Source organism: Stenotrophomonas sp. (genome assembly GCF_050737075.1).
Lineage (GTDB): Bacteria > Pseudomonadota > Gammaproteobacteria > Xanthomonadales > Xanthomonadaceae > Stenotrophomonas.
Map to the genome: position 1 here is coordinate 37,816 of NZ_JBOHXV010000012.1, position 18,665 is coordinate 56,480.

Annotated in this window: 17 protein-coding genes; 9 read left to right on the forward strand and 8 right to left on the reverse strand. The window is 68.7% G+C overall.

The genetic code is table 11. The features are described 5' to 3' along the window. The first annotated feature begins 40 nt into the window (after positions 1–40). Together gltX and ACREPD_RS04475 are read left to right on the forward strand one after the other, a co-directional pair. Entirely contained in the window at positions 41–1,444 is a 1,404-nt protein-coding gene (gltX, locus tag ACREPD_RS04470; RefSeq protein WP_431598185.1) for a glutamate--tRNA ligase, read from the forward strand. 16 nt (positions 1,445–1,460) lie between these two features. After that, entirely contained in the window at positions 1,461–1,946 is a 486-nt protein-coding gene (locus tag ACREPD_RS04475; protein WP_313348694.1) for a Fur family transcriptional regulator, read from the forward strand. A 1-nt stretch (position 1,947) separates the two neighbouring features. Here ACREPD_RS04475 and ACREPD_RS04480 read toward each other — a convergent pair whose 3' ends face one another. The 4 genes from ACREPD_RS04480 to ACREPD_RS04495 all read right to left on the reverse strand — a co-directional run bounded on the left by ACREPD_RS04480 (position 1,948) and on the right by ACREPD_RS04495 (position 7,706). Then, a complete protein-coding gene (locus tag ACREPD_RS04480; protein WP_431598186.1) occupies positions 1,948–3,111 on the reverse strand; it encodes an HlyD family secretion protein in 1,164 nt (387 codons plus the stop codon). A gap of 8 nt (positions 3,112–3,119) precedes the next feature. Continuing rightward, positions 3,120–4,805, reverse strand: a complete 1,686-nt coding sequence (locus ACREPD_RS04485) for an MFS transporter (RefSeq protein WP_431598210.1) — start codon at positions 4,803–4,805, stop codon at positions 3,120–3,122. Next, positions 4,802–5,368: a TetR/AcrR family transcriptional regulator gene (locus tag ACREPD_RS04490; protein ID WP_431598187.1), complete on the reverse strand. Its 567-nt coding sequence runs from the start codon at positions 5,366–5,368 to the stop codon at positions 4,802–4,804. Before ACREPD_RS04490 ends, ACREPD_RS04485 begins: the two co-directional genes overlap by 4 nt. A 151-nt stretch (positions 5,369–5,519) precedes the next feature. Next, positions 5,520–7,706, reverse strand: a complete 2,187-nt coding sequence (locus ACREPD_RS04495) for a TonB-dependent receptor (RefSeq protein WP_431598188.1) — start codon at positions 7,704–7,706, stop codon at positions 5,520–5,522. Positions 7,707–7,867: 161 nt separating this feature from the next. On the opposite strand from ACREPD_RS04495, the gene ACREPD_RS04500 reads away from it, so the two are divergent. Then, positions 7,868–8,281, forward strand: coding sequence for a MerC domain-containing protein (locus ACREPD_RS04500; RefSeq protein ID WP_431598189.1), 414 nt, complete (start codon positions 7,868–7,870; stop codon positions 8,279–8,281). 108 nt (positions 8,282–8,389) lie between these two features. After that, positions 8,390–8,572: a 30S ribosomal protein THX gene (locus ACREPD_RS04505; protein ID WP_421568960.1), complete on the forward strand. Its 183-nt coding sequence runs from the start codon at positions 8,390–8,392 to the stop codon at positions 8,570–8,572. A gap of 696 nt (positions 8,573–9,268) precedes the next feature. Here ACREPD_RS04505 and ACREPD_RS04510 read toward each other — a convergent pair. The 3 genes from ACREPD_RS04510 to ACREPD_RS04520 are packed head-to-tail and all read right to left on the reverse strand — an operon-like array spanning position 9,269 to position 12,529. Continuing rightward, a complete protein-coding gene (locus tag ACREPD_RS04510; RefSeq protein WP_431598190.1) occupies positions 9,269–10,522 on the reverse strand; it encodes an ectonucleotide pyrophosphatase/phosphodiesterase in 1,254 nt (417 codons plus the stop codon). A 52-nt stretch (positions 10,523–10,574) separates the two neighbouring features. Then, positions 10,575–11,066: a methylated-DNA--[protein]-cysteine S-methyltransferase gene (locus tag ACREPD_RS04515; protein WP_431598191.1), complete on the reverse strand. Its 492-nt coding sequence runs from the start codon at positions 11,064–11,066 to the stop codon at positions 10,575–10,577. Next, a complete protein-coding gene (locus tag ACREPD_RS04520) occupies positions 11,063–12,529 on the reverse strand; it encodes an AlkA N-terminal domain-containing protein (RefSeq protein WP_431598192.1) in 1,467 nt (488 codons plus the stop codon). Before ACREPD_RS04520 ends, ACREPD_RS04515 begins: the two co-directional genes overlap by 4 nt. Positions 12,530–12,700: 171 nt before the next feature. Here ACREPD_RS04520 and ACREPD_RS04525 point away from each other — a divergent pair, with 171 nt between their 5' ends. The 4 genes from ACREPD_RS04525 to ubiM all read left to right on the forward strand — a co-directional run bounded on the left by ACREPD_RS04525 (position 12,701) and on the right by ubiM (position 16,178). After that, positions 12,701–13,843, forward strand: a complete 1,143-nt coding sequence (locus ACREPD_RS04525; RefSeq protein ID WP_431598211.1) for a hypothetical protein — start codon at positions 12,701–12,703, stop codon at positions 13,841–13,843. Positions 13,844–13,904: 61 nt separating this feature from the next. Further along, entirely contained in the window at positions 13,905–14,444 is a 540-nt protein-coding gene (locus tag ACREPD_RS04530) for a DUF4019 domain-containing protein (RefSeq protein ID WP_431598193.1), read from the forward strand. A gap of 18 nt (positions 14,445–14,462) precedes the next feature. Then, the gene (locus ACREPD_RS04535) at positions 14,463–14,864 is read left to right on the forward strand and encodes an MAPEG family protein (protein WP_431598194.1); all 402 of its coding nucleotides are present in this window, start codon (positions 14,463–14,465) and stop codon (positions 14,862–14,864) included. A 90-nt stretch (positions 14,865–14,954) separates the two neighbouring features. Next, entirely contained in the window at positions 14,955–16,178 is a 1,224-nt protein-coding gene (gene ubiM, locus ACREPD_RS04540; RefSeq protein ID WP_431598195.1) for a 5-demethoxyubiquinol-8 5-hydroxylase UbiM, read from the forward strand. 29 nt (positions 16,179–16,207) lie between these two features. On the opposite strand, the gene ACREPD_RS04545 is transcribed toward ubiM, so the two are convergent. After that, positions 16,208–16,438, reverse strand: a complete 231-nt coding sequence (locus ACREPD_RS04545; RefSeq protein ID WP_431598196.1) for an RNA-binding S4 domain-containing protein — start codon at positions 16,436–16,438, stop codon at positions 16,208–16,210. A 258-nt stretch (positions 16,439–16,696) separates the two neighbouring features. On the opposite strand from ACREPD_RS04545, the gene ACREPD_RS04550 reads away from it, so the two are divergent. Continuing rightward, entirely contained in the window at positions 16,697–18,646 is a 1,950-nt protein-coding gene (locus ACREPD_RS04550) for a DEAD/DEAH box helicase (protein WP_431598197.1), read from the forward strand. The last annotated feature ends 19 nt before the right edge of the window (positions 18,647–18,665 follow it).

The following is an 18,665-nucleotide window of genomic DNA, read 5'->3' on the forward strand; positions in this document are numbered from 1 at the left end:
GTAAAATTGCCCCATTCCCGTTTCCCGCTCCGAGCCTTCCATGACCTGCCGCACCCGCTTTGCCCCCAGCCCGACCGGCTACCTGCACATCGGCGGTGCCCGCACCGCGCTGTACTGCTGGCTGGAGGCGAGCCATCGTGGCGGCGAGTTCGTGCTGCGCATCGAGGACACCGACCGCGAGCGCAGCACCCAGGGCGCGATCGACGCCATCCTGGAGGCGATGGACTGGCTGGGGCTGGGCTACGACGAGGGTCCGTTCTACCAGACCCAGCGCGTGGCCCGTTACAAGGAAGTGGCCGAACAGCTGATCGCCGACGGCAAGGCCTACTACGCCTACGAGACCCGCGAGGAGCTCGACGCGATGCGTGAGGCCGCCATGGCCAAGCAGGAAAAGCCGCGTTACAACGGCGCCGCGCGCGAGCAGGGCCTGCCGTACCGTGACGATCCCAACCGCGTCATCCGCTTCAAGAACCCGCTCGAGGGCACGGTGGTGTTCGACGACCTGATCAAGGGCCGCATCGAAATCGCCAACAGCGAGCTGGACGACATGGTGATCTTCCGCCCGGACGGCTTCCCCACCTACAACTTCGCGGTGGTGGTGGACGATTGGGACATGAAGATCTCCGAGGTCATCCGCGGCGACGACCACATCAACAACACCCCGCGCCAGATCAACCTGTACGAGGGCATCGGCGCGCCGGTGCCGAAGTTCGGCCACATGCCGATGATCCTGGACGAGCAGGGCGCCAAGCTCTCCAAGCGCACCGGCGCGGCCGATGTGATGCAGTACAAGGACGCCGGCTACCTGCCCGACGCGCTGCTGAGCTACCTGGCCCGCCTGGGCTGGTCGCACGGCGACCAGGAGCTGTTCAGCCGGCAGGAGCTGATCGACCTGTTCGACGTCACCCACTGCAATTCCAAGGCCTCGCGGCTGGATATGGCGAAGCTGGGCTGGGTGAACCAGCACTTCCTGAAGACCGAAGACCCGGCCGGCATCGCGCCGCACCTGGTCTACCAGCTGAACAAGCTGGGCCTGGACCTGGCCGCAGGCCCGGCGCCCGCCGACGTGGTGGTGGCCCTGCGCGACCGCGTGCAGACGCTGAAGGAAATGGCCGAAAAGGCGGTGGTCTGGTACCAGCCGCTGGTTGAATACGACGAGGCCGCCGTGGCCAAGCACTTCAAGCCCGGCGCGGAACTGGCGCTGGGCAAGGCCCGCGAGCTGCTGGCGGCGGCCAGCGTCTGGACCGTGGAAAGCGTGTCGGCCGCGCTTCACGATGTCGCCGCGGCCTTGGAAATCGGGATGGGCAAGGTGGCGCAGCCGCTGCGCGTGGCGATCACCGGCACCCAGGTGAGCCCGGATATTTCGCAGACCGTGTACCTGGCCGGGCGTGAAGAGGCCTTGAAACGCATCGATGTCGCACTCACTAAGGTACCGTCGGCCTGACCCCTGGAGACCGCGCATGTCCGCTAAAGCCGCTTGTACCGCCCCGCACCACCATGTTCACGACGCCTCCGACTTCGTGAAGGTGGTCGAACGGGTGTGCACGGAACGCGGACTGCGGCTGACGCCGATCCGCGCCAACGTACTGCGCCTGATCGCCGAGGCCGGCAAGCCGGTCAAGGCGTACGAGCTGCTCGAGTGGGTACGCAACGGCAAGGGCGTGGGCGCCGATGCACCGCCCACGGTGTACCGCGCGCTGGACTTCCTGATGGCGAACGGTTTTGTGCACAAGCTCGAATCGGTGAACGCCTTCGTGGCCTGCCACCATCCGAGCAGCGCGCAGCATTCGGTGCCGTTCCTGATCTGCAACAGCTGCCACAGCGCCGTGGAGCTGGAAGACCGCGAGATCGTCAGCCAGCTCGAGAAGCGCGCCAAGGAACTGGGTTTCCAGCCGCAGGCGCAGACGCTGGAAGTGCACGGGTTGTGCGCCCGCTGCGCGGGGTAAGTTACCGCGCGGCGGTATCCACCCGTACCACCACCGACATGCCGGGGCGCAGCCGCGGCGCCAGTTCCTGATCCGGATCGATCGCGATCCGCACCGGCAGCCGTTGCACCACCTTGGTGAAGTTGCCGCTGGCATTGTCGGGGCGCAGCACGCTGAACTCCGAACCGGTGGCCGGGGCGATCTGCTCGATGTGGCCCGTGAGGCGTTCACCGTCGAAGGCATCCACCGCGAACGAGGCCGGTTGGCCGATGCGCATGCGCCAGGTCTGGCCTTCCTTGAAATTGGCCACTACCCACAGCGTGTCCGGCACCAGGAACAGCAGCTGCGAGCCGGCGGTGACGTACTGGCCCAGCCGCACCGAGGCCTCGCTGACCTGGCCGTCGCGCGGGGCATGGATGACCGTGTTGGCCAGGTCGATGCGCGCCAGCTCCAGCGCCGCCTTGGCGGTTTCCACGCCTGCCTCCAGGCTCTTGCGCGCGACCTGGGTGGAGGTAAGCGTCTCTTCCGCGATGCGGATCTGCGCCTGCGACTCCAGCACCGAGGACTGCGCCGCCTGTGTGCTCGCGCGGAACTTGTCGCGGTCGTTGATGGCCACCAGTTGCTGTGCGGCCAGTTCCTCGTAGCGCTTCAGTTCCCCCTGCGAACGCGACAGTTCGGACTTCCCGGCCGACAGCGTGGCCTGCGCGGCGGCGATCTGGGCGCGGTTCTGCGCCTGCGCCTGATCGGAGTTGGCCAGCGAGGCGATGGCGCTGTCCAGGTTGGCCTGCGCCTGCGCGACCTTTTCCTTGTAGATGCGGTCGTCGATACGCACCAGCGGCGCGCCCTGTTTCACGTGCTGGAAGTCCTTGACCAGCACCTCGGTCACGTAGCCGTTGACCTGCGGCGCCAGCACGGTGATCTGCCCGCGCACGTACGCGTTGTCGGTGCTCACCCAGCTGCTGTTGAACGGCCACAGCGCCCAGGCACGCAGGATCAGCGCGATGCCGATCAGGGCGATGGCGATCATGATCACCACGGCACGCGTGCTGGGCTTGAGGTACTTCGGCACCCCGCTGGGCGCGGCCGCCGCAGCGGCGGGCGCGGCAGTCGGCGCCGGCGCGGCGTCGGTGGGCGGAGCGGGGTTGACGTCGTCGGGGGCGTCGTCGCGCGGCGGGGTAGTGGGCATGTCGGGACTCATCGGGGCGTGACGCCGGCGGGCGTGACGGGGGGAACGGCGGGCGCGCGCGGATGGCGCTTGCGCCATTGCTTGAGGACGGCGGTGCGGATCGACAACAGCAGCAGCCAGCACAGGAAGCCGAGTGCAACCCGGCCGCTCAGCGAGAACACATCGTTGAAGCCGCGCACGTTGGCCTCGCGGCGGGTGATCTGGGCCAGCTGCGCGGTGCCCTGGGCACTGCGCTGCACCGGGTCGGTGATCAGCGGGGTGTACAGCTGCTGCTGCAGTTTCAGGCGCTGCGCGACCACGCCGTCGGACGGATCGAGCTGGCTCACCAGCGCGCTGGAATAGACCTGCTCGCGATGCAGTTGGTAGGTGCCCAGCACCGCCGAGCCGGCCAGCCCGCCCAGGGTCTGGGTGATCGAGAGGGTGACCAGGAAGGTGATCATGTGGTCGGTGCCCTGCTTCAGCGCCTCGGTAATGCCCAGCATGATCAACGGGCCCATGAACATGCCGGCGCCCATCGAGGCCAGGAACTGGCTGACGAAGAAGTCGTGCGGGCGATCCTGGCTGGTGCGGCTCTGGTCGAGCAGCGCCGCGGTACCCAGCAGCAGGATGGCCATCAGCAGCTGCGCGATGATGCGCTTGGGCCCGAAGGTCAGCGAGCTGGTGGCAATACCGGTGATCACACCGGCCAGGATCACCGCGAACAGCGGCCGCATCTGGTCCGGCCCCATGCCCAGCTGGCGCATCAGGCCGATGACGCCATACGACTGCTCGGTGGTGAGGAAGCGCAGCAGGAACGCACCGACAATGAAGTGCAGGGTGGCCGGGCTCGCCAGCCAGCGGGTCTGCAGCAGCGGGTTGCGCCGGTAGTGTTCGACGACGAAGCCGGTGGTTCCCAGCGCGATCGAGGCGATCAGTGCCCAGCCCAGCCACGGGGTGTCCAGCCACCAGCGCAGATAGCCCTGGGCCAGCACCACCACCAGCAGCCCCACCGCGGGGGCGAGCAGCGCGAAGCTCAGGAAGTCCATCGGCTCGAAGACTTTGATCTGCGCGCCCGGCGGCAGCTTGAGCACCACCACGGCCGCGAACGCGCACAGCGCCAGCCCGGCCTCGAACAGATACAGGTTGTGCCACTGGCCGGTGTCGACCAGCTCCGGTGAGACCAGCCACGCGATCGGCAGGGCCATCTGCGAAATGCCCACGCCGATCACCAGCAGGTTGCCGGTGAAGCGCCGTGGCAGCGACTGCAGCATGTACAGGGTGCCCAGCGTGCTGCAGGCGGCACCGGCAAAGCCGCTGGCCGCGCGCATCAGCAGGGTGGTCTCGAAGCTGCCGACGAACAGGTGCAGCACCGCCAGGCCGGCATACAGGCCCAGGCCGATCTCGGCGAACAGGCGGATGCCGTACTGCTGGCGGAACTTGAAGGCAATCAGGTTGGCGGTGACATTGACCATCGCGTAGGCGGCCACCAGCCAGCTGCCCTGGGTAGGGGTGAGGCCCAGTTGCCCTTGCAGGAACGGCAGGTTGGCGGTGACCAGTGCATTGCCCAGCCCGCCCGTGATGCCCACCAGCAGCGCGACCAGCGCGTAGGCCAGCCGGCGATGCGGCGGATGCCACGGCATGGACGCCGAGCCGGGCAGGGTGGGCTTTTCGTGCTCCTCCCAGTCGGGAACGGGCTTGAGGTACTCGGCCATCAGCCGGCCCCGTCGGCGTTTCCGCGCAGGCCCTCGCGCAGCAGCTGCAGGGCGCGGGTGGCCAGGCGGGCGCGTTCATCGCGGGTCTTGCCGCGCAGCGCGGCACCGAGCATGCCGGAAATCAGGGTGATGTCGCCCACCTGCAGGTCGGCGCGGCACAGGCCAGCGTCGATCGCGCGCTGGATCGGGGCCTTGAGCAGGGCATGGATGGTCTGGCGGGCGGCCTTGATGCTGGGTTCGTCGGGATCCACGGCGCGCCAGTAGTCGGCCAGCGCGGGCGACTGCACGATGCGCGAGGCCATGCCCTGCAGGACTTCAAACAGGGCATCGTCGCGGTCGCCCAGGGTTTCCACCTGCCGGCGGATGCGCGCGACGGTGCGCTCGAGCAGGGCTTCGACGAGCGCGGTACGGTCGGGGAAATTCCGGTACAGGGTGGCGCGGCCCACCTGGGCGCGTTCCACCACCAGGTCCAGGGGCGCGGTGACGCCATGCTGGCCGAACACGGCGTCGGCGGCATCGAGAATCAGGGCGCGGCGGGCGGCCGCATCGGCACGTTGACTGGGCATGGATCATTTTCGGACAAAAATGTCCGCACCGGAAGCCGTCGAGGGGTTCCCGGTATGAAGCCGCTGTGGTTGGTCAACGAGGCGTGAAGCCGCTCCAAAAAAACGGGGGCCTTGCGGCCCCCGAAGGTGAAACGATCGACCCCGGCGGGGATCAGAAGAACGCGCGGATGCCAAACGCCACGCCACGGCCCGGCAGCGGCGAGTAATCGCGCAGCAGCGAGGTGTGCGGGCGTGCCTCGCGGTTGGTCAGGTTGCTGCCGTCCAGGAACACCTCGTAGCTGTTGCTGTCGGTGCGGTCCCAGCGGTAGGCGAAGTGCGCGTCCACCAGGGTGTAGCCGTTGCTCGGCTCCTCGTTCTGCGCGGTGTCCTTCTGGCTGCTGTAACGCACTGCGCCGACGGAGGCGCGCCAGCCATCGCGCGACCAGCGCAGGTCGGCACCCACGCGCGCCGGCGAGATGCGCGGCAGGTAGCCGCTGTTGGCGATGTCCACGGTGTAGTTGTGGTCGTGGTCGCCATGCGGCACCGCGATGTCCACGCTGCGGCTGCCGCTGCCATCGAGCTCGGCCTTCACGTAGTCGCCGAACACGCGCAGATCCCAGTCGCCGCTGCCGCCTTCGAACAGGTGGACCAGGGCTTCGGCCTCGGCGCCCTTGAACGTGGCGTCCTGCTGGGTCCACAGGCGCACGGGCAGGTCTTCGACCACGCCGGTGTCGGCCAGGTAGATGAAGTTCTTGAACTTCGTCTGGTAGATCGAGGCGGAGAAGTCGAGGCGGTCGCTGTGCGTATGGATGCCCAGCTCGACGCGCTGGCCGCGCTCGGTCTGCAGGTTGGCGTCGCCGATCTCCAGCGAGCGGGTGGCGATATGCGCACCGGCCGCGTACAGCTCTTCGGTGGTCGGGGCGCGCTCGGAGCCGTCCACGCCGAAGCGCAGGTCGACCGCATCGTTGAGCTTCCAGATGCCGGCGGCGGACAGGTTGGTGGCATCGAAGGTGCGCGCGCGGTAATCACCGGTCGGGTCCAGCTTGACCTGGTCGTGGCGACCGCCCAATTCCAGCTTGAACGGGCCGAACTGCTTTTCCTGCAGCACGAACAGGCCGATGTTGCGCGTACCGGTATTGGGCACGAAGGCCTCTTCGCCCTTCGCACCGAAGTCGCTGTTGCCGAACTGCAGGCCGAACGCGCCGTCCCAGCCACCGATCTGCTGCTGCACGGCTTCCAGGCGACCTTCGATGCCGCGGTTGGTGAAGCGGGTGGAGGGCGTACCCGATTCGAGTTCGGTGTGCTCGTAATCGGTGTAGGCGGTGCGCAGGTTGACGTTCTTCAGGAACGAGACCGGGTTGTAGATGCCGCCCTTGGCCTCGAAGCGGTTCTGCACCATGTCGATGCGGACATCGTGCTCGCCTTCTTCCTCTTCTTCATCGCCATGGTCGTGGTCATGGTCGTCGTCGGCATGCACGTGGGCGCCGTTGGGGATACCGTAGTTGGTGCGGTAGGTACTCGCCGAGGCGCCGAAGAAGCCGCCTTCACCGAGCCAGGTCGCGCCGACGCCGCCGGCGCGGGTGCGCACGGAGCTGTTGTCGAGCGTGCCACGACGCGGTTCGTCGGTGTCGCCCGCGTCATGGTCGTGGCCGCTGTGGTCTTCCAGGCCATCGATGACGGCGTAGCCGGGAATGCGGTAGTCGTCGCCGTTGCGAACCAGGCCATCAACATGCAGCACCCAGTTGCCGTTGACGCCGTCGAGCCGGAACATGCCGCTGCGCTCGTCATTGACGGAGTTGCCGCGCAGTTCCGCACGGCCGCTGAGGGGGCGGTCGGGCAGGTCGCGCGCGATGCGGCCGTCGACGACGTTGACGGCGCCACCGATGGCGCCGCTGCCGAACAGCAGGGTGGCCGGACCCTTCAGGACTTCGATCTGATCGGCCAGGAACGGTTCGATGCTGGTGGCGTGGTCGGCGCTGACGGTGGACGCATCCATGTTGCCCATGCCGTTGGACAGCACGGCGACGCGCGGGCCTTCCTGGCCGCGGATGATCGGGCGGCCTACGCCCGGGCCGAAGAAGGTGCTCTGCACGCCGGGCAGTTTGGCCACGGTGTCGCCCAGGGTGCCGGCCTTCTGTTCGTCCAGGCGCTCACCGGCCAGGACGTCGACCGGGCGGGCGAGCGATTCGGCGTCGCCCTGCAGGGGAGAGGCGGTGACCTTCACGGTGGACAGTTCGGTGAGATGACCGTCGCGGTGGCTGGCGTCGTCATCGGCGGCGTGGGCCATCGAGGGAATCAGGACCACGGCGAGGGCCAGGGACAGGGCGTGCGGCGTGAGCAGGGGGCGGGGAGAGCGCATGGGCAATAGGTCCGTCAGTCGAATTGTTACAATATATCAATGGTGGGGCGCGCGAATCCCATCGGAACGGGGTGTTGCCAGGGCGGAACGGGGGGAGGGGAGTGCGCGTCGGGATTGATGTTATATTATTCCATAACGATTGAACGACCCTGCTGGAAGTCATGCCCGTATTTGCCCGCCTCCGTCATCTGCTGGATCGCTTCGGTGCCACCGGTTCGCTGCTGTGCGCGGTGCATTGCGCGGTGCTGCCCGTGCTGCTGGCGGCGGCGCCCTCACTGGGCCTGTCGGTGTGGCTGGGCGACGGGGTTGAGCTGGCGCTGGTCAGTTTCGTCACGCTGCTGGGCCTGTTCAGCCTGGTCTGGGGTTACCGCCGGCACGGCGCGTTGCGCGCGCTGGGGTTCCTGGTGCCGGGCCTGGCAGCGCTGTGGGCAGGGCTGCTGTACGCGCCGCTGCACCATTCGCCGGTGCCGCACGCGGTGGTGATGACGCTGGGCGGCGTGCTGGTGGGCGTTGCCCACCTGGTGAACCTGCGCCTGAACCACGGCCATATCCATGACGCGAGCTGTGCGCACTGAGGCGCTGTGGTAGGCTTCTTGATCGTGCGCGGGGGCGTTTGCAAAGACGGCCCCGCCGAACCCGTGTCAGTACGGGGTAATCAGAATTCAGACTAAGGAGTTGACGACATGGGTAAGGGTGACCGCAGGACCGCCAAGGGCAAGCGTTTCAATGCCAGCTACGGCAATTCGCGCCTGCACGTGGTGAGCAAGGTGGCCGTGGGCGCAGCTGCGCCGGTCGCCAAGAAGACCGTGGCCAAGGCCCCGGCAAAGAAGGCTGTGGCCAAGAAGGCCGTCGCCAAGGCCAGCTGATTTCTCAGCCAGCCTGACGAAAAAACGCGGCGCTTGCGCCGCGTTTTTTTTTGCCTGCAATCAACGTGTTGGATTGCATGGGTTGCATGGGCTGACGTTGCGCCGGGCTTTGCCCGGCTTCATGAATTTGGGCGGACAGCCGATGGCCAGCGGTTTCTCTGATTTGGCGGGACGGTGCCGGTTTGCGGGGGACGCCGTGAACCCATCCATGGGGGCTCAGTCGCCGCATCCATGCGGCTCATGCCCCCGCAAACCCACCCCGACCCGCCTTTGACAGTGCGCTGGTGGCCAAGAGAAAAGCGGGGCGACCGCACGCGCCATTGACCGCGCGCACTGTCCCACTGTCGGTAGGGTTGGTCGCAAGACAACTGCCGTGAACCGAGCAACGTCCGGTGACGCGTGTGATTTGGCGAGACCACGAGAGCCGGCCAACGGCCGGCGCTACCGCTTGTCCCATGGCAACGGCACACTGTCAAAGGCGGGTCGGGGCCGGTTTGCGGGGGCATGAGCCGCATGGATGCGGCGACTGAGCCCCCATGGATGGGTTCACGGCGTCCCCCGCAAACCGGCACCGTCCCGCCAAACCAGTGGAATCATTGGCCACCGGCTGTCCGCCCAAATGCATGAAGCCGGGCAAAGCCCGGCACCACCAGATTGCGTGCAATCAGACACAGGAATGCAGGAAACAGCGCGGCCTTACCGCAGCGCGGGCAGCAAGGTTTCGGGGTTGCCGTCGTTCGGTGCGGCGGGAACGCCGAGCAGGCGGGTCATGAGGGGGTAGACGTCTACGTTGTCGAACCCTGGCAGCGTGGCGCCCTGCTTGAAGGAGGGGCCGCGGGCGATGAACACCGCGCGCATCGAGGGCAGGGCGTTGTCGTAGCCGTGCGAGCCGCGGTCGCCGGGCTCCTGCTTGGACAGGCGCTCGCGGGTGAACGCGTTCCAGCCTTCGTGCATCTGGCACACGATCGGCGGGATGCGCGGGTTGGAGCCGTATTCCCAACGCGCCGGCAGCGTCTGCCGCGTCCAGCAGTCGTAGTTGGCGTGCGCGCCCAGCAGGACCTTTTCGGCCGCTTGTTGTTTGCCCGGCAACGGCGCGAAACCGATCGACTGGCCCGTCGAGACGTTGCTGGCGAGGGTGGGATCGACCATGTCTTCGACCGCGATCGCGTGGCCCTCGGGTACCGTCGCCATGCCGTGGTCGGAGACCACGATGACATTGGTGCTGGCGGCGAGGCCGCGGGCCGTGAGGCCATCCAGCAAGCGGCCGATTGCGACATCGGCCTGTGCGATCGCGGCGGCATACTCGGGCGAATCGGGGCCGAAGTGGTGGCCGGCCTTGTCCACCTGCTCCATGTACAGCGTTACCAGCCGTGGTGCGTCCGCATCGGTCTGGCCGACCCAGTCCAGCACCGTGTCAACGCGATCCGACAGCGCGACCGCCTCGTCGTAGATGCGCCACTGGCTCGGGCGGACGCCCTGGATGGCCGCTTCGCTGCCGGGCCAGGACCACGTTGCACTGTGCACGCCGGCCTTTTCCGCGCTGACCCAGATCGGTTCGCCACCCCACCAGCGCGAGTCCGTCACCGCGTCGCGCAGATTGAGCTGGAACCGGCCGAGCGACTCTTCCTGCATGCTGTTGTGGATGATGCCGTGGTGGTTCGGGCGCAGCCCGGTCACGATCGTGTAGTGGTTGGGAAACGTCAGCGACGGGTAGGACGGCGTCATCCACCGCGCGCGTACGCCCTCATGAGCGATGCGCGATAGGTTCGGCGTAATGCCACGATCGAGCGCATCCGCGCGCAGTCCGTCGATCGACACCAGCAGCAGCTTGGGTGCGCTGACCGCCGCGGTCGGCGCGACACCGGCGGCCGGCGAGGTGGAGGGGGCGCTGGCACAGCTGGTCAGCGTGAGGGCGGCGGCAAGCGCCAGCGAAAAGCGGACGGAAATCATCCGGTCATCATAGTTCGCCGCAGTGACGCAGCGAAGACAACCAATGGCACGGTCAGGCGAACAGCGAATGCCCGCGCGCTTCCAGGCTCAGCAACGCCGCCTTGGTTTCCAGCCCGCCACCGAAACCGGTGAGTGCACCGCTGCTGCCGATCACGCGGTGGCACGGCAGCACGATCGGCAGCGGATTGCGCCCGTTCGCCGCACCGACCGCGCGGCTCGCGCTGGGCTGGCCGATGTGCCGCGCCAGCTGCACGTAACTCCAGGTTTCCCCGAATGGAATATCGGCCAGGGCCTTCCACACGCGCAGCTGGAACTCCGTGCCGTGCGGCGCCAGTGGCAGTTCGAAGCCGGTGCGGTCGCCGTGCAGGAACTGCAGCAGCTGCGTGCGCGCATCGCGCAGCGCGTCGGCGTCACGCTGCCAGTGCTCGCGACCCTTGGCGTCGTAGCGGTTGTTCTCGAACAGGATGTGGTGGATGCCCTGGCTGTTGCCAGCCACGGTGAGTGCCCCGATCGGGCTGTCGAAGGTGTCGTAGAGCAGGTTCATGCGGTGGACTCCGAAGCGGACGTGGCCAGATGCCACAGGTGCAGCACGGCGTAGGCACGCCAGGGTCGCCAGGCCTGCGAGCGGGCCTCGGTGGCGCGTTCGCTCAGGCGGCTGTCGCCGCCCAGGACCTGCTGCAGTACCAGGTCGCCGGCAGGGAAGGCGTCGGGCAAGGCCAGGGCACGCAGTGCGATGTAGTGGGCCGTCCAGGGCCCGATCCCGGGCAGCGCCACGCAACGTTCAATGAAGCTGTCCAGGCGTTGCCCGGCGTTGAAGTCCAGGCGGCCGTCGGCGACCGCCGCCGCCACCGCGCGCACCGTCGCCGCCCGCGTGCGCGGCAGGCCGATGCCTTCCAGTGGCGCGTCGGCCAGCTGTTCGGGACTTGGGAACTGGCGGTCCAGGCCTTCGGGCATGCCCTCCAGCGGCGTGCCGAACCGGTCGACCGCGCGGCGCGCCAGGGTGATGGCGGCCGCCACGCTGACCTGCTGGCCCAGCACCGCGCGCACCGCCACCTCGAATCCGTCCCAGCCGCCGGGCACGCGCAGGCCGGGGCGTTCTGCGATGCTGCGCGCCAGCACCGGCTCCTGCGCCAGCGTGGCGTGGACGATGCGCAGGTCCGCGTCCAGGTCGAAGATGCGCCGCACCCGGCGCACGATGCCGGGGATCGCGCGCGGGTCGACCTGGCCCAGCTGCAGCAGCAGCTCCGGGCGGCGCGGATCGGCCGTGACCCGGATGATCGACGGCCGTTCGGCCGGCCCGATCACGCGCTGGTAGCTGTGCCCGTCGATCTGCTCGATGCCGGGAATGCAGCGGCGGCGCAGGAAGCCCAGCATCGCCTCGAAATCCAGCGGCGGCCGGTAGCCGAGCCGCAGCGTCAGGGCGCCCTCGGCCAGCACGCCGCGCTGGCGGCGGATGGCGGTGGGCGGCATGCCGCAGCCGTCCAGGAAGGCGGCGTTGAAGCGGCGCAGGCTGTTGTAGCCGGCCGCCATGGCCACGTCGGTCACCGGCAGCGCGGTTTCGGTCAGCAGCTGCTTGGCCAGCAGCAGGCGGCGGGTGGCGTGGATCTGCGCGGGGGCGGCGCCCAGCCGCGCGACGAACAGGCGCTGCAGCTGGCGGGCGCTCAGGCCGACGTGCGCGGCCAGCGCGCCCACCGCCTCGTCCTGCAGGAAGCCGTCGTGGATCAGCGCGAGCGCGCGCTGCAGCGTTTCGTCGCTCAGCGCGTCCTGCGCCTCCGGGGCCAGTTCGGGACGGCAGCGCAGGCAGGGGCGGAACCCGGCCGCCGCCGCGGCCGCTGCCGTGGGGTAGTAGTCCACGTTGGCCGGCTTCGGCGCCGGCGCCGGGCACACGGGGCGGCAGTAGATGCCGGTGCTGCGCACGGCGGTGAAGAACACCCCGTCGAAGCGCGCATCGCGGGCCAGGCGGGCTTGTTCGCAGGCGGCGTGGTCGAGGGGCAGGGCGGTGTCCATGGGGGCCAGTCTATGCGCCGGCCGGGCGCGTGGCTCGCCGTTTTCGGACATCAATGCAGCGCCGGGTCCGCCCGGTTCAGGGCCGGTTCCCGCACGCCGCTCGAGTCACACTAGACTGTGTCTTCACGTGTCGCATTGCGCACGCTCTGGTGGGAACCCTGGGACTCCATGTTGCTCAAGTCGTGCTGGTTGTCGTTGTTGTGCCTGGGGCTGGCCGCGTGCGGCGCATTGGAGAATCCCGGCAATGTCACCGCCGCCGACAAGGCGGTGCGGGCGCAGGCCGTCGACGGCAACAACATGGTGTCGATCAACGCCGCCGACGCGCCGCCCCCGGCGCCACCGCCACCGCGCCGCGGCGAGCAAGGCTGGCCGGCGATGGCGCTGGAGAACGGCAAGGCCTGGATCAGCTGCGACACCGACTACGCCGCGGAAGGCGGCGACGGCGCCGCGCTGGAGGCGCTGGACCGCGCCACCCTCGATGCCGCCCTCGCCCCGTGCGCCGAACGCGGCCTGCTGCGCGTGCGCTACGTGGGCAAGATCAACCCCGGCTTCTCCGAACTGGTCGCGCGCGTGGCGCTGGTCGCCGACGCGCAGCGCATCTCGCGCCGGATCCTGGACCTGGACTCCAGTGGCGGCCAGGTCGAAGCGGCGATCGTGGCCGGCGACCGCATCGGCGAGTCGAACTGGACCATATGGGTGCGCGAAGGCTCGGTCTGCCACAGCGCCTGCGTGTTCGTGCTGGCCGCCGGCGACAACCGGCTGGTGTCGGGCAAGGTCGGCATCCACCGCATGATGCGGATCAGCTCCAAGGCGACCTCGCGCGCCGAGCTCAACCGCGAACTCCACGAGGTGTACGACAACGTCAAGGACTACCTGCAGCGCAACGGCGTGGCCGTGGGCGTGGCCGACCTGATGATGACCGTGCCCAACCGCAGCCTGCGCCTGCTGACCAGCGACGAGCTGCGCCAGTTCGGCCTGGATGGCACCAATGCGGTCCAGGACGACCTGGAACGGATCAAGCAGATGCGCAAGTGCGGCGACGAGTTCGTGCGGCGCAAGGATGCCTTCCTGATCGCGTTCGACCAGGAGTGCAAGCGCGACGGCAGCGAACTGGAGGCGGTGACCCGCTGCGGGCAGACGCTCAAGCAGCGCTTCGGCTTCCCGGACGCCACCTGTCCTGACGAGAGCCCGCTGTCGGAGATCGATGTCTCCACGCTGTTGCCGCCGGCGGTGACCGCGCCGCGCGATGGCGTGGCCGAACGCACCGCCAGCGACGCCGACCAGCCCACGCCGGAGGCGGCCGAACGCAACTGACGGTCCACTCACGGGCTTCCCGTAGACTGGAGCGCACTCCACTTCAGCCCACGGTGTCCCGATGCGTGTTCCGCTGCTGCTGTCGCTCCTGCTTCCCGCCGTCGCCCTCGCACAGACCCCGCCGCCGGCCACGCCTGCGCCGGCACCCGCGCGGCCGGCACCGACCGCACCGGCTGCACCGGCTGCACCGGCACGGCCTGCGCTCAGTCCGGCGCAGCAGGCGCAGCTGCAGAAGCAGGATGCCGAAATGGCCGCCGCCGGCCTGCAGGTGGCGCAGCTGGTGGACACCAACCGCGCCCCCGAGGCCTGGAAAGGCGCATCGGCCGTCGCCCGCAAGTCGGTCACGGAGCAGGCCTTCGTCAACCAGTTGAGCGCCGACCGCAAGCGCCTGGGCGCGCTCACCTCGCGCGGCCAGCCGGTGGTGACGCGGGTGAAGTACGGCCCCGGCGCCACGGTGCCGGAAGGCCTCTACATCAACGTCAGTTTCCCCACCCGCTTCGCCAACAGCGCCCAGCCGGTGCGTGAGCTGGTCTCGTTCCGTCTCGATGAGGACCGCGTCTGGCGCCTGGCCGGCTACAGCGTGCGTGCCGCCACCCCCTGATCTGCCGAGGAGCGTTCCATGGGTATCGAAATCCAGATGCTGGCCTGGGCGATCGTGCTCGGCCTGGCGCAGGTACTGATCACCGCCGGCGCCATCACACGCGAACGCGGCCTGGCCTGGAACGCCTCCGCCCGCGACGGCGCCGCGCCGCCGCCGGGACCCTTGGCCGGGCGCCTGCAGCGTGCGCAGGCCAACTTCCTGGAGACATTCCCGTTCTTCGCTGCGGCGGTGCTGGCGGTGGTGCTGACGCAGCGCCAGGACAGCACCACGGCGCTGGCCGTGCAGCTGTATTTCTGGGCGCGGCTGGTCTACGTGCCGCTGTATGCCGCCGGCATTCCGTATATCCGCAGCCTGGTCTGGGTGGTGTCGATGGTGGGCATCGCGCTGCTGCTGTGGACGCTGCTGCACGGCGTGGCGTGAACCGCCGCCGACGCGGCTGATCCAGATCAAGAACGCGTGCCGCTGCCGGGGGTAAGCTCGTCCGTGGACAAGCAACCGCAGGAACGGATCATGCCGGACGGGCGCACGACGGACGAAGACGCGCAGCACTGCAGCGCGACGGAAGTGGATGTAGTGGTGGTCGGGGCGGGGCCGGCAGGCCTGTGTTTCGCCCGCGCCCTGGCCGGCAGCGGCCTGAGCGTGACCCTGATCGAGCAGCAGCCGCGCGCCGCGCTGGCCGAGGCCGCCTTCGACGGACGCGAAATCGCACTCACCCATGCGTCCCGCCAGATCCTGGAGAAGCTGGGGGTGTGGGACCGGCTCGATCCTGCCGAGATCTCCGCGCTGCGCGACGCCAAGGTGATGGACGGCCATTCGCCGTTCGCGCTCACCTTTGCCGCCGCTGCGGCAACGGGCGAAGACCTGGGCTGGCTGGTACCCAACCATCTCATCCGTCGCGCGGCGTGGGACAGCGTGCAGGGCCAGGAGGGACTGCAGGTGCTGGACCAGGCCAGCGTGCGCGGCATCGTGCCCGCGGGCCCGCACAGCGAGGTGATCCTGGCGGACGGGCGGCGCTTCCATGCGCGCCTGGTGGTGGCGGCCGACAGCCGGTTCTCCTCGACCCGGCGCATGCTCGGCATCGGCGCGCGCATGCGTGACTTCGGCAAGTCGATGCTGGTGTGCCGCATGCAGATCGAGGTGCCGCACCAGCACACGGCCTGGGAGTGGTTCGGGTACGGCCGCACGATGGCACTGCTGCCGCTCAACGGCGACCAGGCCTCGGCGGTGATCACGCTGCCGCCGCGCCAGATCGAGGCGCTGCTGGCGCAGGATGAAGCCGCGTTTGGCCGCAGCATCAGCGCCTTCTTCGACCACCGTTTGGGCGCGATGACGCCGGCCGCGCGTCCCATCGCCTACCCGCTGGTCGGCGTGTACGCCAATGCTTTCGTGGGTGAACGCTGCGCTCTGATCGGCGATGCTGCGGTGGGCATGCATCCGGTCACGGCGCACGGGTTCAACCTGGGCCTGCAGAGCCAGGACCGGCTGGCGGCGGTGCTGCGCCGGGCGGCGGAGCGGGGCGCCGACATCGCGGCGCCAGCGGGCCTGGCCGCTTACGAGCGTGGCCACCGGCTGGCTTCGCGGCCGCTGTATGAGGCGACCAATGCGATCGCTACGCTCTACACCGACGACCGCCTGCCGGCGCGCATGCTGCGCCGGGCCGGGCTGCGGCTGGCCCATGGGGTGGCGCCGTTCCGGCAGTTGATTGCGGCCCATTTGACGCAATCATCGGGGTAGGTCACGACCGTTGGTCGTGACACCCGCCATCACGGGGCCTCGGAATCGGCCAGGATGTTGATCACGGTGTCGCCGAACTGGACCTGCTGGCCCGCGCGGATCTTGCAAGCCTTGCGCGTTTCCACCTCGCCGTCGACCAGGACCTGGCCGTCGCCAATCACGGTCTTGGCTTCGCCGCCGCTGGTGACGAGGTCGGCCAGCTTGAGCAGCTGCTTGAGCTCGACGTAGTCGCGGTCCAGTTCAAATTCGAGGGTCGGCATGGAGCGGGTATCCTGTGAAGGGGCGCCGGCGGGCGGCCGGGCCGGAAGAGGGCGCGTATTGTGCGCCAGCACGGCATTGATGCGGGAATCTGTACACGTTGTTCAGGAACGATGCGGTATCATCGCGCCCTGAGCGAGTGAATTCTCCTCCAGACCGAGCAGCGCCAGGGCACGCGATAAGAAAGGGCGCCCAAAGCGCGGACCATCCCTTTTTTTATCGCACTGCCCATGTGAATGGCAGTGCCTTCGGAGTTCCCCATGTCCCAAGAATCCCCCACGCCGCTGCTGTTCGCAGACCTCGGCCTTTCCGACGCTGTGATGAAGGCCGTTGCCGCCGTCGGCTATGAGACCCCGTCGCCGATCCAGGCCGCCACCATTCCGGCCATGCTGGAAGGTCGCGACGTGCTGGGCCAGGCCCAGACCGGTACCGGCAAGACCGCCGCCTTCGCGCTGCCGGTGCTGTCCAACCTCGATTTCAACCAGACCAAGCCGCAGGTGCTGGTGCTGGCGCCGACCCGCGAACTGGCCATCCAGGTCGCCGAGGCGTTCCAGACCTACTCCTCGGGCATCCCGGGCTTCCGCGTGCTGCCCGTCTACGGCGGCCAGCCCTACGGCCAGCAGCTGCAGGCCCTGCGCCGTGGCGTGCACGTGATCGTGGGCACCCCGGGCCGCGTGATCGACCACCTCGAGCGCGGCACCCTGGACCTGTCCGAGCTGAAGACGCTGGTGCTCGACGAAGCCGATGAAATGCTGCGCATGGGCTTCATCGACGACGTCGAAGCGGTGCTGAAGAAGCTGCCGGAAACCCGCCAGGTGGCGCTGTTCTCGGCCACCATGCCGTCGCAGATCCGCCGCATCGCGCAGACCTACCTGCAGAACCCGGCCGAAGTCACCATCGTCAGCAAGACCACCACGTCGGCCAATATCCGCCAGCGTTACTGGTGGGTGAGCGGCATGCACAAGCTCGATGCGCTGACCCGCATCCTGGAAGTGGAACCGTTCGACGCGATGATCATCTTCTCGCGTACCAAGGCGGCCACCGAAGAACTGGCCGAAAAGCTGCAGGCCCGCGGCCTGGCCGCTGCCGCCATCAACGGCGACATGCAGCAGGCGCAGCGCGAGCGCACCATCGGCATGCTGAAGGAAGGCAAGCTGGACATCCTGGTGGCCACCGACGTGGCCGCGCGCGGCCTGGACGTGGAACGCATCAGCCACGTGCTGAACTACGACATCCCGTACGACACCGAAAGCTACGTACACCGCATCGGCCGTACCGGCCGTGCCGGCCGCACCGGTGACGCGATCCTGTTCGCCACCCCGCGCGAGAAGGGCATGCTGCGTGCGATCGAGCGCGCCACCCGCCAGCCGATCGAAGAGATGCAGCTGCCGAGCGTGGACGCGGTCAACGACACCCGCATCACCAAGTTCATGAGCCGCATCAGCGACGCGCTGGACGCCGGCGGCACCGACTTCTACCGCGACCTGCTGCAGAAGCTGGAAGGCGAGAAGAACGTGCCGGCGATCGACATCGCCGCTGCACTGGCCAAGCTGCTGCAGGGCGATTCGCCGTTCCTGCTGACCCCGCCGGTGCGTGGCGCACGTGAAGAGCGTGCGCCGCATCAGCGCAACGAGCGTGGCAATGACCGTGGCGAACGCCCGGCCCGTTTCGAGCCGCGTTTCGAGCGTGGCCCGCGTCGTGAAGACGACCGTGGCCCGCGTCCGCCGCGTCCGGAATCCGACTTCGGCAACAGCGACGGTGGCGAACGCGCCCCGCGCCGCGACATCGCCCCGCGCGGTGCCCCGGAGCAGGGCATGGAAACCTTCCGCATCGAAGTGGGCCATGTGCACGGCGTGAAGCCGGGCAACATCGTCGGCGCGATCGCCAACGAAGCCGGGCTGGAAAGCCGCTTCATCGGCCGCATCGACATCCACGACGACTTCTCGGTGCTGGACCTGCCGGCCGAAATGCCGAGCGACCTGCTCACCCACCTGAAGAAGGTGTGGGTCTCGGGCCAGCAGCTTCAGATGCGCAAGGTGGAGCCGGGTGAAGACCTGACCCCGTCGGCACGCCCGCCGTTCAAGCCGAAGTTCGGACGTGGCGGCAAGCCGGGTGGCCCGGGTGCGCCGGGTGGCCATCGTGGCGGCCCGGGCGGCAACGACCGCCCGCCGCGCCGTGACGGCTTCAAGCCGCGCGGTCCGCGCAGCTGAGCCGCCGCCGGCCCACGGC